The organism is Amycolatopsis mediterranei, from assembly GCF_026017845.1.
In the GTDB taxonomy this organism is placed as follows: domain Bacteria; phylum Actinomycetota; class Actinomycetes; order Mycobacteriales; family Pseudonocardiaceae; genus Amycolatopsis; species Amycolatopsis mediterranei.
In genome coordinates this window covers 800,141-812,769 of sequence record NZ_CP100416.1, presented here as the reverse complement: position 1 = coordinate 812,769, position 12,629 = coordinate 800,141, and the positions used below count along the sequence as shown (strand labels likewise).

The window sequence follows — 12,629 nt, the reverse complement described above, 5'->3', positions numbered from 1 at the left end:
CGCGGGATGAGCGGGGGTCGCCGGTCTTCGATTCAAGATCAGCGGCAACCCGGAGCCTTCCCCTCATGATATCCGCCGCCCGGCGCCCGCCCCGGGCGGTGGGCGGGCCGGCCGGGCCGCCCGGTACCGTGCAGGCCGTGGCGCACGATGTCCTGCCTCCAGACCCGTTCGCGGACGACCCGGATGACCCGGCCCGCGCATTCGGAGACCCCGAGGACCGGCTGGACGAGCCGATCAGCGACTCCGAACGCACCGAACTACTGGCCGATCTCTCGGATCTGGCCGTCTACCAGGCTCTCCTCGAACCCCGTGGGGTCCGCGGGATCGTCGTCGACTGCGGTGAGTGCGACGAACCGCACTACCACGACTGGCACCTCCTGCGGGCGAGCCTCGAGCAGCTGCTGGCCGACGGGCGGATGCGCCCGCACGAGCCGGCCTACGACCCGAACCCCGGCGACTACGTCAGCTGGGACTACTGCCGCGGCTTCGCCGACGGTGTGACGGCCAACGAAAGCGCCTACTGAGCGCGCTTCCTCCGGACAGAGAAAAGCCCTGGTGAGCTTCCTCACCAGGGCTTTTCTGTGTCCGTCCTACGGCGTTTCGCTGACGCCCTGCGGCTGACCGCCGGCGGACTCGCTGCGTGGGGTGCCCGGGTCGTTGCCGGTGGCGCCGGTGGTGGTCGGCGGCGGCGGGGTCGTGGTCGGCGGCGGGGGCGTTGTGGTCGGCGGCGGGGGTGTCGGCGTCGGCGTCACGCTGCCCGGCAGGCTCGTGGTGCCGCTGCCGCTGCCCGGGAGGGACGACGCCGACCCGGCCGGCGGCACCTGGCTCGTCGGCGCGCCGGGCGAAACCGGCGGGATCGAGGTCTGGATCGGGCCCTGGACCGGCGCTTCGGGGTTCTGGAGCTGGGCGGCGAGCTGCCGGTGCTGCTCCATCAGCTGGTCACGGTTCTCCTCGTCGGTGACCTGCGACAGGGCGGCCTGGGCGTCCTGGAGGGCCTGGCGGGCGGCGTCGAGGTTGCCGCCGGCGATGGCGAGGTTGGCCTTCTCGAGGTCGAGCTTCGCTGTCGCGGCCGCCTCGACGGAACGGGTGTGGTCGGAGTAGAGGACCTTGGCGAGGCCCCACAGCGTGTCGCCGGGTTGCGCGGAGCGCGCGGCCAGCCCGGTGCCGGTGAAGGCGATCGCCAGCACGGCGGCGGCGACGGCGACCGGGACGAGCAGCCTGCGGCGGCGTCCGCTCGAAGCGTGCCGCTTCGCGAGAGCGGCGGTGCTGACGGTGCGCACGGCGGTGTCGACGTCGACGAGCTCGGCCAGCGGCTCGCTGTCGATGTCTCTTCGCCACGCGACCAGCAACGCGTTGAGCTCCTGGTCGCCGAGACCGTCGGCCAGCGCCGGGTCGGACCCGCCGAGCGCGTCGAGCAGGGCGTCATCGGCCTGCACGGCCGACAGGTCGGCGGCGAACTCCGCCTCCGACGCGGTCAGGCCACTGCCGAAGACGTCGTCCGGCTCGAATCTCTTCTCGTGACCGGTCCCTCCCAGGAGTACCGCCCCGCTCTCGTCGGGATCGAAATCAGTGCGAGTGGCCGTGGCCCGCGCCTGCGGGCTCCTCGTCGGCCGGCTTCTCGACCACGGACGACTCCGTGGTCAGCACCAGCCGGGCGATGGAGGCGGCGTTCGCCACCGCGGACCGGGTCACCTTGACCGGGTCGACGATGCCGGCGGCCAGCAGGTCGGTCAGCTCGCCGGTGGCGGCGTTGAAGCCCTGCCCCCAGCCCTGCTCCTGCACCTTGTTGACGATGACCGCGCCCTCGTGGCCCGCGTTGGTCGCGATCCAGAACAGCGGCGCCGTCAGCGCGTCCTTGACGATCCGGACACCGGTCGCTTCGTCGCCGGAGAGGCCGAGGCCGCCCTCGAGCTCCTTGACCGCGTGCACCAGCGCCGAACCGCCGCCGGGCAGGATGCCCTCTTCGACGGCCGCCTTGGTCGCGGCCACGGCGTCCTCGATGCGGTGCTTGCGCTCGTTCAGCTCGGTCTCGGTGGCCGCGCCGACCTTGATCACCGCGACACCGCCGCCGAGCTTCGCGAGCCGCTCCTGCAGCTTCTCGCGGTCCCAGTCGGAGTCGGTCGTCTCGATCTCCTTGCGGATCTGCGCGATCCGCCCGGAGATGGCGTCCTTGGTGCCGTCGCCGTCGACGATCGTGGTGTCGTCCTTGGTGACGACGATGCGGCGGGCCTTGCCCAGCGCGCCGAGGTCGACGTCGGACAGCTTGCGGCCGATCTCCGCGGAGATCACCTCGCCGCCGGTGACGACCGCGAGGTCGTCCAGGAACGCCTTGCGGCGGTCACCGAAGAACGGCGCCTTGACGGCGACCGCGGTGATCGTCTTGCGCAGCGAGTTCACCACGAGGGTGGACAGCGCCTCGCCGTCGACGTCCTCGGCGATGATCAGCAGCGGCTTCTTGGCCTCGACGACCTTCTCGAGCACCGGCAGCAGCTCGGCCAGCGACGAGATCTTCTCGCGGACGAGCAGGATGTAGGCGTCCTCGAGGATCGCCTTCTGCTCCTCCGGGTTGGTCGCGAAGTGCGCCGAGAGGAAGCCCTTGTCGAACTGGACGCCCTCGGTGATCACCAGCTCGGTCGCCAGGGTCGACGACTCCTCGATGGTGATGACGCCGTCTTCGCCGACCTTCTCGACGGCTTCGCCGAGCAGGGCGCCGATGTTGGCGTCACGCGAGGTCACGGTGCCGACCTGGGCGATGTTCTCGCGGCCCTTGACCGGCGTGGCCTTGGCCTTGAGGATCTCGATGACCTTCTCCGCGGCGGCTTCGATGCCGCGGCCGATCGCCGAGGGGTTGGCGCCGGCGGCGACGTTGCGCAGGCCGACCTTCACCAGCGACTGCGCGAGCACGGTCGCGGTCGTGGTGCCGTCACCCGCGACGTCGTTGGTCTTGGTGGCGACGCTCTTGGCGAGCTGGGCGCCGAGGTTCTCGAACGGGTCGTCGAGCTCGATCTCACGGGCGACGGTCACGCCGTCGAGGGTGATGGTCGGCCCGCCGAACTTCTTGTCGAGCACGACGTGGCGACCGCGCGGGCCGAGAGTGACCTTGACCGCGTCGGCGAGCTTGTTCACCCCGCGCTCGAGTGCGCGACGAGCGTCCTCGTCGAATTTGATCTGCTTGGGCATAGCGTTTTCCGCTTACCTTCCGGTGGTCTTGAACGCACGAACGCCCCGCTCCCCGGCGTTGTGCGGGGCCCGGGGCGTCATGCGCTGCGAGCGGACGTCAGTTGATGACGGCCAGCACGTCGCGGGCGGACAGGATGAGGTAGTCCTCGCCGTTGTACTTGACCTCGGTGCCGCCGTACTTGGAGTAGATGACGACGTCGCCGACGTTCACGTCCAGCGGGACACGGTTGCCCTTGTCGTCGATCCGGCCCGGGCCCACGGCCAGAACCTTGCCCTCCTGGGGCTTCTCCTTGGCGGTGTCGGGGATGACGAGGCCGGAAGCGGTCGTCTCCTCGGCCTCACTCGTCTGGACAACGATCTTGTCCTCGAGCGGCTTGATGTTCACGCTCACCGGGTTGACCTCCACGGTCGTCGAAAGCGTTGGCAGGATGTGGTTACGGCTCTACCACCCCCGCCGTCGCGGGTGCCGGGGCTGTCGGGCCGTGCGATTAGCACTCTAGCCACGTGAGTGCCAGTCGTGCAAGGAGGGTCCACCCGGCGTGCCGAAATACCTCGCGACCTCGCCTGACCGGCCATTATGCGCCCCGGTCAGGAACAGCAGCCCTCGGGCTCGGCGGACTCCGCGCCCGGCGTGCAGCAGGTGGCCGCGAGCGCGGCGCTGTCCGTCCCGAACGTCGGCGAATCGGCCTTCACGGTGTAGACCTCCCACGGCTCCTGGCCCGGTCCGTGCACCCACACCTTGTCCTGCACCGCGTAGCAGCAGGTCGTGTCGTCCTCGGTCAGCGTCTCCAGGCCTTCGCCGGTGAGCCGACGGCCGGCCTCGCCGACCTGGTCGGCCGACTCGACCTCCACGCCGAGGTGGTCCATGACCGTCGCCTGGCCCGGCTCGCCCTCCAGGAGCACGAGCTTGAGCGCCGGTTCGGTGATCGCGAAGTTGGCGTACCCGGGACGGCGCTTGGCCGGCTCCGCGCCGAACAGCTTCGAGTAGAAGTCGATGGAACCTTCGAGGTCGCCGACCCGGAGCGCGAGCTGTACCCGTGACATCGGAATCTCCTTGAATAGATGTTCATCTAAGCAGTGACGGGACTTAGATTGTCTTCTACTTAGAAGTCTGTCAAGATAGACGCATGCCGAAACAGCTGCCGATCGTGGACACCTGCTGCTCGCCGCTTGCCCGTGAGCCCTTGACCGAGGTGCAGGCCGTCGAGCTGGCGAAGCTGTTCAAGGCGATGGCCGACCCGGTCCGCCTGCGGCTGCTGTCGCTGATCGCTTCCCACGCCGGGGGCGAGGCGTGCGTGTGCGACCTGACCGACGCCTTCGACCTGACCGGCCCCACCATCTCCCACCACCTCAAGGTGCTGCGCGAATCCGGGCTGATCACCGGCGAACGGCGAGGAACCTGGGTCTACTACCGCGTCCACCCCGAGGTCCTGGCCCGGCTTTCGGCCGTGCTGGTCCCCGGCGACGCGGTCGTCCCGGCATGACGGACGAGGTCGCCGGCAGGCTCTCCACGCTGGACCGGTTCCTGCCCGGGTGGATCGCCGCCGCCATGGTCGCCGGGCTGCTCGCCGGCCGCTGGGTGCCCGGGCTGGACACCGCGCTGTCCGCCGTGCAGGTGGACGGGATCTCGCTGCCGATCGCGCTCGGGCTGCTGGTGATGATGTACCCGGTCCTGGCGAAGGTCCGCTACGACCGGCTCGGCAGCGTCACCCGCGACCGCCGGCTGCTGTGGCCGTCGCTGGTGCTGAACTGGCTCGCCGGCCCGGCCCTGATGTTCGCGCTGGCCTGGCTGCTCCTGCCCGACCTGCCGGAGTACCGGACCGGGCTGATCATCGTCGGCCTCGCCCGCTGCATCGCCATGGTCGTCATCTGGAACGACCTCGCCTGCGGCGACCGCGAGGCCGCCGCCGTGCTCGTCGCCCTGAACTCGGTGTTCCAGGTGCTCGCGTTCGGCCTGCTCGGCTGGTTCTACCTGACCGTCCTCCCCGGCTGGCTCGGCCTCCCCCAAGCCGGCCTCGCCGTCTCCGGCTGGCAGATCGCGAAAAACGTGCTGATCTTCCTCGGCATCCCGCTCCTGGCCGGCTACCTCACCCGCCGGCTCGGCGAGCGAGCCAGGGGGCGCACCTGGTACGAGACGCGGTTCCTGCCGAAGATCGGCCCGGCCGCCCTCTACGGGCTGCTGTTCACCATCGTGATCCTCTTCGCCCTGCAAGGAGACCGGATCACCGCGCGGCCGCTGGACGTCGTCCGCATCGCCGTGCCGCTGCTGGTCTACTTCGGACTGATGTGGGCCGGGTCGTACGCGTTCGGCAAGGCGGCGGGCCTGTCGTACGAGCGCACCACGACGCTGGCGTTCACCGCGGCGGGCAACAACTTCGAACTCGCCATCGCCGTGGCCATCGCCACGTTCGGCGCGACCAGCGGCCAGGCGCTGGCGGGGGTCGTCGGCCCGCTGATCGAGGTCCCGGTGCTCGTCGCGCTCGTGTACGTGTCCCTGGCGCTGCGCCGCCGCTTCACCCCCGCTCCCGTGGAGGTCACCCCGTGAACACCCCCGAAGTGCTGTTCGTCTGCGTCCACAACGCCGGCCGCTCACAGATGGCGGCCGCCCTGCTGGACCACCACGCCGCCGGCCGCGTCACGGTCCGCTCCGCCGGATCGGCGCCGGCGAGCGAGGTGAACCCGGCGGTGGTCGCGGTCATGGCGGAACTCGGGATCGACGTCTCCCGAGAGTTCCCCAAGCGCCTGACGACGGACGCGGTCGAGGCGGCCGACGTCGTGATCACCATGGGCTGCGGCGACGCCTGCCCGATCTTCCCGGGCAAGCGCTACCTCGACTGGCAGCTCGACGACCCCGCCGGCCTCCCGGCAGAGCAGATCCGCCCCATCCGCGACGAGATCGACCACCGCGTCCGCACCCTGCTGGCCGAACTGGTCCCCAGCGCATCTTGAGCGAACCCCCTTCCATCGTCTATCGTCGATAAACGATGAAAAGGGGACGCCCATGCTGGACCGCGCAACGGCCGAGACCTACGCCGGCTGGTTCCGGGCCCTGGCCGACCCGACCCGGGTCCAGATCCTCAACCTGCTGGCGGCGACCGGAACCCCGATGACGGTCGGTCAGATAGTCGAGCGGGTCGACGTCGGCCAGTCCACGGTCTCGGCGCACCTGAAGATCCTCACCGAAGCCCGGTTCGTGTTGGCCGAACCCCGCGGCACGGCCCGCCTCTACCAGGTCAACCAGCGCTGCGTGTCCTGCTTCCCCACGGCGGCCGACGTGGTCATGGGCCGCGGAGTCCTGCCGTTCGCGGCGGTGACGTGCGAGACAACCCGATGAACCCCGACGCAATCCGCGACCGCTACGCAGCAGCGGCCCGCCGAGCCCTGGCAGGCGAGGAAACGGGCCTGCTAAACGGAGACGGCGAGGCCGAGCGAATCGGCGCGGTCCACTACGCGGGCGAAGAGGTCCCACCGGAGGTGGCGGCAACCAGCTTGGGGTGCGGCAATCCCCTGGCGGTGGCGGATCTCCACCCGGGCGAAACGGTGCTCGACCTGGGCTCGGGCGGCGGCCTGGACGTCTTGCTTTCGGCACGTCGAGTAGGCCCGACCGGCCGCGCAATCGGCCTGGACATGACGGACGAGATGCTGACGCTGGCCCGCCGTCACGCAGAGCAGGCAGGAGTGACGAACGCGGAGTTCATCAAGGGCACGATCGAGCAGATCCCCCTCCCGGACGCGTCGGTGGACGTAGTGATCTCCAACTGCGTAATAGCCCTCTCCCCCAACAAAAGGGCGGTGTTCGCGGAAATAGCCCGAGTCCTCCGCCCAGGAGGCCGACTGGGCATAACGGACATCCTGGCCGCAGAAACCCTCACCGACGCAGAGCGAGAGCAAGCGACCCGCACCGAAGCGATCGAGTGCCTGGCCACCGCACTGACCGCCGGCCAATACAAGAACCTCCTGCGAGAAGCCGGCTTCACGGCGATCAGGGTCAACCCAACCCACGAGGTGGCCAGCAAACTCCGCGCGGCAACGATCAACGCAACAACACCGCCCTGAACCTCCCCGCCCCTCGTCCCAGCCGCAGTCAGCACCGGAGAGCCGGGGTCAAGGGTGAGCGAAGCTCATCGCGAAGCGACGCCGAAGGCGCCCTTGAGGGCGACTCTCCGGTGTTGAACAATCGAGGACGAGGAGCGGGAACCAAGGCAGAACGGGCACCCCCTTACCCCCCAAGTGAGTTTCTGGTTAAGTTCTGACCACCGGCACCAGCACCTTGGGGGTCCATGCCCATGTCCCACCCCATCCCGAGAACGGCGGCCATCCTCGCCACCGCAACCCTCCTGACCACGCTGACCGCAGCTCCAGCCCAAGCCCAACCCGACCCCACAACCCAACGCCAACGCGACTTCACCGCCGCGGCAAACGAGTTCAAAGTCCCCGAGAACGTCCTCCTCGGCGTCGCCTACCTGGAGTCCCGCTGGGACACGAACGCCGGCACGCCCAGCACGTCCGCCGGCTACGGCCCGATGCACCTCACGGACCTGCGCGAAGCCGGAGCGGCAACCAGCCACCACGACGAGGGCACCGAAGACGCAAGAGGCGACGACGCCCGCCCGGCCACGCACCCCCAGGCCAGGCCCACCGCCCCGCCGCCCACCCTGCAGACCGTCGACGAAGCCGCACACCTGCTCGGAACCGACGCAAAAACGCTGCGAACCGACGCCACCCAGAACATCCGCGGCGGCGCCGCCCTCCTCGCGAAGTACCACACCGGCCAAAGCGACTGGTACAACGCGGTAGCCCGCTACAGCGGCTCAGCCGACCAGTCCGCCGCGCAAACCTTCGCCGACGAAGTCTTCGACACCATCAAAGCCGGCACCGCCCGGACAACCGACGACGGCCAGCAGGTCACCCTGAGCCCGACCCCGGACCTGGTCGTCCCCCAGCACGCGGACAAGACGCCGGCCGGCGTCGAATGCCCGCGCAGGGTGACGTGCGAGTCGGTGCCGGCCCCGTACCAGCCGCTGCCGAAGGACGACTACGGCAACCACGACCTCGCGAACCGCCCCGAGAGCCAGAAGATCGACCACATCGTCATCCACGACACCGAGGGCTACTGGGCCAACGTCCTCGACCTCGTCCAGGACCCGACGTACGTCAGCTGGCACTACACCATCCGCTCGGCCGACGGCCTGATCGCGCAGCACGTGCCGACCAAGGACGTCGCCTGGCACGCCGGCAACTGGTACGTCAACGCGAAGTCGATCGGCATCGAGCACGAGGGCTTCGCCGCGAAGGGCACCTGGTACACCGAGGCCATGTACCGCTCGAGCGCGAAGCTCGTCGGCTACCTCTCGCGCAAGTACGGCATCCCGCTCGACCGGGCGCACATCATCGGCCACGACAACGTGCCGGGCACGACCCCGTTGACGATCCCGGGCATGCACTGGGACCCGGGCCCGTACTGGGACTGGTCGCACTACTTCGACCTGCTCGGCGCACCACTCGGCGGGTTCGGCCTGCCCGGGTCGTCGCTGGTCACCATCGACCCGGACTTCACGAAGAACCAGCCCGCGTTCACCGGCTGCGACGGTTCCGGCACCAGTTGCGTGCCGCGTGGCTCGGAGGCCGTCGTGCTGCACTCGCAGCCGAGTGAGTCGTCGCCGCTGCTGGTCGACACCGGCCTGCACCCGGACGGCAGGGCGTCCACAATGGACGTCTCCGACGTCGGCAGCCGGGTCGCGACCGGGCAGCGGTACGCCGTCGCCGACGTCAAGGACGATTGGACGGCGATCTGGTACCTCGGCCAGAAGGGCTGGTTCCACAACCCGCGCGGCGCCCGGGTCGCGAAGCCCGCGATCGGCTGGGTCGTGACACCGAAACCCGGCCTCGCGACGGTGCCGGTGTACGGCCGCGCCTACCCGGAGCCGGAGGCCTACCCGGCGAACGTGACCGTGCAGGCGATCACGCCGCTGCCGTACACGCTCTCCGCCGGCCAGAAGTACTCGTCGGGCGGCGTCGTCGGCTCGGAGTACTACTGGGCGACCACCTTCGACGTGGCCGACCACGTGGTGGTGAAGGGCAAGCTCAAGTACGTCCAGATCCAGTTCGGGCACCGGATCGCCTTCGTCAAGGCCGACGACGTCCGGATCGTCCCGGCGTTCTGAGCCGGTGGGCGGAGGTCGCGCTCACGCGTCGAGCGCGACCTTCACCCCGGCCGCCTGCTCGGTGTTGCGGCGCGTCTTCGCCCAGCCGTTGCGCCCGCGGACGAGCCGGAACAGCGCGCGCCACGACGTCACGTAGAACGTGTAGATGTAGGCGGCGTAGGCGAAGCCCATCCCCAGCCCGCGCAGGAAGTTCTTGCTGTGCAAGCACTTCAGCTGGTAGATCGGGCCCCAGACGAGGAACGGCAGCAGCCCGAACGAGCCGTAGATGGCGAACAGGATCCAGGCGCCGCCGGTGAACCACGTCCACATCTGCACCGGGTCACCCGCGGTGCCGATCACCAGCAGGACGAACGGGATCGGGTACAGCAGCGAGCCCAGCAGCTGCAGCCACGGCTGGGCCAGGTAGTACATCATCTCCGCCGCGCCGAGCGTGCTGACGTGCGGTGAATCCCAGATCCGGCGCAGGTACCGGGCGCACTGCATGGTGCCCTGGCCCCACCGCGTGCGCTGCACGAGGAACCGCCGCAGGCTGTACAGACCTTCCTGCGACACATGGGCATCCGGGGTGAAGCCGGTGCGCCAGCCCGCGGTGAGCAGGTGGACGCCGAGTTCGAAGTCCTCCAGCAGCGAGCCGCGCCACGGCTGTCCGGCGTCGCCGGCAATCGAGTCCAGCGCGGTGAGGCGGGTGAACTGGCCGTTGCCGCCCATCGAGATCGTGCCGGTGAACCCGCGCGAGGTCTGGATCGCCGCGATGGCCGTGCGGAACTCCAGGTCCTGCAGCTGCGCGAGCTTGAGGCCGAACCAGCGGCCGACCGGGTTGCGCGACAGCGGTGGCGTCTCCACGTTGCCCATCCGGACGTCAAGCTGGACCGCGCCGACCGCCGGATCGCCGAAGAGGTGGTCCGCCGCGCAGACCTCCAGGCAGTTCGGCGACGGGCGGCCGTCGGCGTCGACGACCACCACGACGACGTCGTCCCGGGCGGCGTCCGGACCCATCCAGTCGTTCAGGGCGCGGTAGGCCGCGTTGAGCGCGTCACCCTTGCCGGTCCGGGCCTCGGGACGCACGCGCGGCACCAGGTGCAGGTACGGGTCGTAGCCGCCGTGGCGCCGCCACAGCATCCGGACGACGCGGGCGGTGCGATCCTCCGAGTCGTCGTCGACGACCCAGACGTGCGCCCGGCGGAACGTGGTGCGCAGGTAGCGGGTCGTCTCGCGGATGACCGTCTGCTCGTCGCGGCACGGCACGAAGAAGTGCCACGTGAAGCCGGCCGGGTCGCCGGCCGGGCCGGGCTTGCGGCGCAGGTACGGCACCACGATCACCACGACGTAGACGAGGAACGCCACGCTCATGGTCAGCGCGAACGCCTGGGTGATGGCCAGCAGAACCTGGACGCTCATGCGGTCTTCTTCCGCGTCGAAAGCCAGACGAACAGCACGATCGAGACGGCGCCGCCGAACACGCTCACCATCGAGCCGAGCAGCGTGTGACCCCAGTAGTAGCCCTCGTCGGTGCCGAACCAGTGGACCAGCCCGACGATCGTCAGAATGCGCAGCTGGTTCACCAGCACCACGACGAGCGCCGAAATGCCGAGCGAAAAGAAGAGCCGCCGCGCATTCGACGGCCGGAAGTACACCATGGCCATCGTCACAACGAGCAGCGGGAGCAAAAGGAACGCCGACGAACATTCCGGCGTCATTCTCAACCCGAACGGAGCAGCACTGGTCAACCCAAAGTAAACAGACTCCCGATCGGGCGCGACATAAACACCCGATGTAGTGAACAGATCGAGGATCGCACCGGCGAGCCGCACTTCGAGCTCGCGGTAGAACCGCTCGGCCAGCACCACCACGGCACCCGCCGCGGCCAGCGCGCTCAGCGCCACGACCAGCGGAAACCGTGCCATTCCTGAGTTCGGAGCGCTCGCTACCGCCACGACGTTCCTCTCGGTGTCGATTTCCCGGTCAAGTTCGGAGGCACGGGCGAGCGTAGGACATGTGTGCCACGCGTTTCCACTCGGAGGGATGGAAACGCCGCCCCAATCGGTTGGACCTCAGGCGAACTTGTTACGCCGATCGAGTGACATCGAAACCGACCAGGGGAAATGGCTCAAGCCTTACCCGATCCGGTGATTCGGAAAATTTTGTGTGCTATTCGGCCCGGTCTTCGCGATAGTCGATCCGCGTGCCGAGTTCATGGCAAGCCGGGTCGATCCGCGCCGCCGTCACGCACCCCCGATAAATCCAGCGAATTCGGAGGACCACTTGATGAAGAGCTCCCTCGTGCGCCGTGGCGGGCTGCTCGCCGCGGTCGTGGCGAGCGTCGTGCTCGCCGGCGCGGCCCCCGCTTCGGCAGCCCCCGGCGACGGATCCGCGTACGGCGTCAAGGTCGACGTCAAGCTGCTCGGCCAGAACGCGGTGAAGGCGGGTCCGTTCGCGGCCGCGAACACCGCGGGCCCGACGAGCAGCAGCCTGGCGAAGGTCGACCTCCCCGGCATCCTCACCGCCGGCGCGATCAACACCGAAGCCAAGCAAGACGAAAATTCCGGTGCGGTGACGGCGAAGGCGAGCACCGCCGACGTCGCACTCCCGCTGCTGAAGACGGCGCTCGGCAACGTCGGCATCAAGCTCGTCGAGGCCGTGTGCACCGCGACGCAGAAGGGCGTCGAAGGCAGCACGAAGCTGGTCGGCGCGAACCTCGGCAGCGTCGGCGCGGTCGACGCCACCCCGGCCGCGAACACGCAGATCAAGGTCGGCCTCGGCGGGCTCAACGTCGCGACGATCATCCTGAACGAGCAGGTCAAGAACAAAGACGGCAGCCTCACGGTCAACGCCGTCCACGTGCGACTGCTCGGCGAAGGGCTCAAGGCACTCGGCTCGGGTGACGTGATCGTGTCGTCGGCGACCTGCGGCCCGGCCGCGCCGCCGATGCCGCTGGCCTCGGGGGCGGGCCTGTGGATCGGGCTCGGCCTGCTCGGCGCCGTCGCCGTGCCGGTCGGCACCCGCATCCTCCGCCGCCGTTCCGCGCAGGCCTGAGCGAGGTCCGGATGTACAAGATGCCGGGCGCGGGCGTCGGCGTGGCCGGGGGCGGGATCGGCACCCTCGCGGCCACCGGCGCCGACATCGGCTGGTGGCTGGCCCTCGGCGTGCTCCTGGTCCTGCTCGGGACCGGCGCGCTGATCGCCGTCCACCGCCGCAACCGCCGTCTTTCCCAGGCGCGGGACTGAGACGGCGACCAAGGGCCGCCGGCGTGTGCCCCTCGCACGCCGGCGGCCCCCATTGATGGAA

Annotated in this window: 15 protein-coding genes; 9 read left to right on the top strand and 6 right to left on the bottom strand. The window is 69.6% G+C overall.

Translation table 11 applies throughout. The annotated features are described in order from the left end of the window. Positions 1–128: 128 nt before the first annotated feature. Positions 129–524 carry a DUF5319 domain-containing protein gene (locus ISP_RS03915; protein WP_003073549.1) on the top strand — a complete coding sequence of 132 codons (396 nt, stop codon included), beginning with the start codon at positions 129–131 and terminating at the stop codon, positions 522–524. A 66-nt stretch (positions 525–590) separates the two neighbouring features. On the opposite strand, the gene ISP_RS03910 is transcribed toward ISP_RS03915, so the two are convergent. From ISP_RS03910 to ISP_RS03895, 4 genes are all read right to left on the bottom strand, one after another. Further along, the gene (locus ISP_RS03910; RefSeq protein WP_265049914.1) at positions 591–1,535 is read right to left on the bottom strand and encodes an anti-sigma-D factor RsdA; all 945 of its coding nucleotides are present in this window, start codon (positions 1,533–1,535) and stop codon (positions 591–593) included. A 31-nt stretch (positions 1,536–1,566) separates the two neighbouring features. Continuing rightward, positions 1,567–3,180, bottom strand: a complete 1,614-nt coding sequence (gene groL, locus ISP_RS03905; protein WP_013222677.1) for a chaperonin GroEL — start codon at positions 3,178–3,180, stop codon at positions 1,567–1,569. 97 nt (positions 3,181–3,277) lie between these two features. Beyond that, positions 3,278–3,571, bottom strand: a complete 294-nt coding sequence (gene groES / locus ISP_RS03900; RefSeq protein WP_004559922.1) for a co-chaperone GroES — start codon at positions 3,569–3,571, stop codon at positions 3,278–3,280. Positions 3,572–3,768: 197 nt separating this feature from the next. Then, entirely contained in the window at positions 3,769–4,224 is a 456-nt protein-coding gene (locus tag ISP_RS03895; RefSeq protein WP_013222676.1) for an ArsI/CadI family heavy metal resistance metalloenzyme, read from the bottom strand. 83 nt (positions 4,225–4,307) lie between these two features. Between ISP_RS03895 and ISP_RS03890 the strand changes: the two genes are divergently transcribed. The 6 genes from ISP_RS03890 (at position 4,308) to ISP_RS03865 (ending at position 9,344) form a co-directional block, all read left to right on the top strand. Continuing rightward, positions 4,308–4,664, top strand: coding sequence for an ArsR/SmtB family transcription factor (locus ISP_RS03890; RefSeq protein WP_013222675.1), 357 nt, complete (start codon positions 4,308–4,310; stop codon positions 4,662–4,664). Then, the gene (gene arsB, locus ISP_RS03885) at positions 4,661–5,725 is read left to right on the top strand and encodes an ACR3 family arsenite efflux transporter (RefSeq protein WP_013222674.1); all 1,065 of its coding nucleotides are present in this window, start codon (positions 4,661–4,663) and stop codon (positions 5,723–5,725) included. Before ISP_RS03890 ends, arsB begins: the two co-directional genes overlap by 4 nt. Beyond that, positions 5,722–6,129, top strand: coding sequence for an arsenate reductase ArsC (locus ISP_RS03880; RefSeq protein ID WP_013222673.1), 408 nt, complete (start codon positions 5,722–5,724; stop codon positions 6,127–6,129). Before arsB ends, ISP_RS03880 begins: the two co-directional genes overlap by 4 nt. A 52-nt stretch (positions 6,130–6,181) precedes the next feature. Next, positions 6,182–6,514 (top strand): ArsR/SmtB family transcription factor, encoded by a 333-nt coding sequence (locus tag ISP_RS03875; protein ID WP_013222672.1) that lies wholly within the window; start codon positions 6,182–6,184, stop codon positions 6,512–6,514. Continuing rightward, a complete protein-coding gene (locus ISP_RS03870) occupies positions 6,511–7,236 on the top strand; it encodes a methyltransferase domain-containing protein (RefSeq protein WP_013222671.1) in 726 nt (241 codons plus the stop codon). Before ISP_RS03875 ends, ISP_RS03870 begins: the two co-directional genes overlap by 4 nt. A 230-nt stretch (positions 7,237–7,466) precedes the next feature. Then, positions 7,467–9,344, top strand: a complete 1,878-nt coding sequence (locus ISP_RS03865) for an N-acetylmuramoyl-L-alanine amidase (RefSeq protein ID WP_013222670.1) — start codon at positions 7,467–7,469, stop codon at positions 9,342–9,344. A 21-nt stretch (positions 9,345–9,365) separates the two neighbouring features. On the opposite strand, the gene ISP_RS03860 is transcribed toward ISP_RS03865, so the two are convergent. Continuing rightward, positions 9,366–10,742, bottom strand: coding sequence for a glycosyltransferase (locus ISP_RS03860; RefSeq protein ID WP_013222669.1), 1,377 nt, complete (start codon positions 10,740–10,742; stop codon positions 9,366–9,368). Beyond that, positions 10,739–11,248, bottom strand: coding sequence for an exosortase P (gene xrtP, locus ISP_RS03855; protein WP_014466591.1), 510 nt, complete (start codon positions 11,246–11,248; stop codon positions 10,739–10,741). The genes ISP_RS03860 and xrtP overlap by 4 nt, the downstream gene beginning before the upstream one ends. 361 nt (positions 11,249–11,609) lie before the next feature. Between xrtP and ISP_RS03850 the strand changes: the two genes are divergently transcribed. Beyond that, positions 11,610–12,377: a choice-of-anchor P family protein gene (locus tag ISP_RS03850; protein ID WP_013222667.1), complete on the top strand. Its 768-nt coding sequence runs from the start codon at positions 11,610–11,612 to the stop codon at positions 12,375–12,377. Between the two features lie 11 nt (positions 12,378–12,388). Then, a complete protein-coding gene (locus tag ISP_RS03845; RefSeq protein ID WP_013222666.1) occupies positions 12,389–12,568 on the top strand; it encodes an LPXTG cell wall anchor domain-containing protein in 180 nt (59 codons plus the stop codon). The last annotated feature ends 61 nt before the right edge of the window (positions 12,569–12,629 follow it).

Coding starts and splice junctions, on each gene's coding strand:
- ISP_RS03890 (WP_013222675.1), top strand. CDS start 4,308: ATGCCGAAACAGCTGCCGATCGTGGACACCTGCTGCTCGCCGCTTGCC.
- ISP_RS03870 (WP_013222671.1), top strand. CDS start 6,511: ATGAACCCCGACGCAATCCGCGACCGCTACGCAGCAGCGGCCCGCCGA.
- ISP_RS03895 (WP_013222676.1), bottom strand. CDS start 4,224: ATGTCACGGGTACAGCTCGCGCTCCGGGTCGGCGACCTCGAAGGTTCC.
- groL (WP_013222677.1), bottom strand. CDS start 3,180: ATGCCCAAGCAGATCAAATTCGACGAGGACGCTCGTCGCGCACTCGAG.
- ISP_RS03865 (WP_013222670.1), top strand. CDS start 7,467: ATGTCCCACCCCATCCCGAGAACGGCGGCCATCCTCGCCACCGCAACC.
- ISP_RS03845 (WP_013222666.1), top strand. CDS start 12,389: ATGTACAAGATGCCGGGCGCGGGCGTCGGCGTGGCCGGGGGCGGGATC.
- ISP_RS03875 (WP_013222672.1), top strand. CDS start 6,182: ATGCTGGACCGCGCAACGGCCGAGACCTACGCCGGCTGGTTCCGGGCC.
- ISP_RS03860 (WP_013222669.1), bottom strand. CDS start 10,742: ATGAGCGTCCAGGTTCTGCTGGCCATCACCCAGGCGTTCGCGCTGACC.
- arsB (WP_013222674.1), top strand. CDS start 4,661: ATGACGGACGAGGTCGCCGGCAGGCTCTCCACGCTGGACCGGTTCCTG.
- ISP_RS03850 (WP_013222667.1), top strand. CDS start 11,610: ATGAAGAGCTCCCTCGTGCGCCGTGGCGGGCTGCTCGCCGCGGTCGTG.
- xrtP (WP_014466591.1), bottom strand. CDS start 11,248: ATGGCACGGTTTCCGCTGGTCGTGGCGCTGAGCGCGCTGGCCGCGGCG.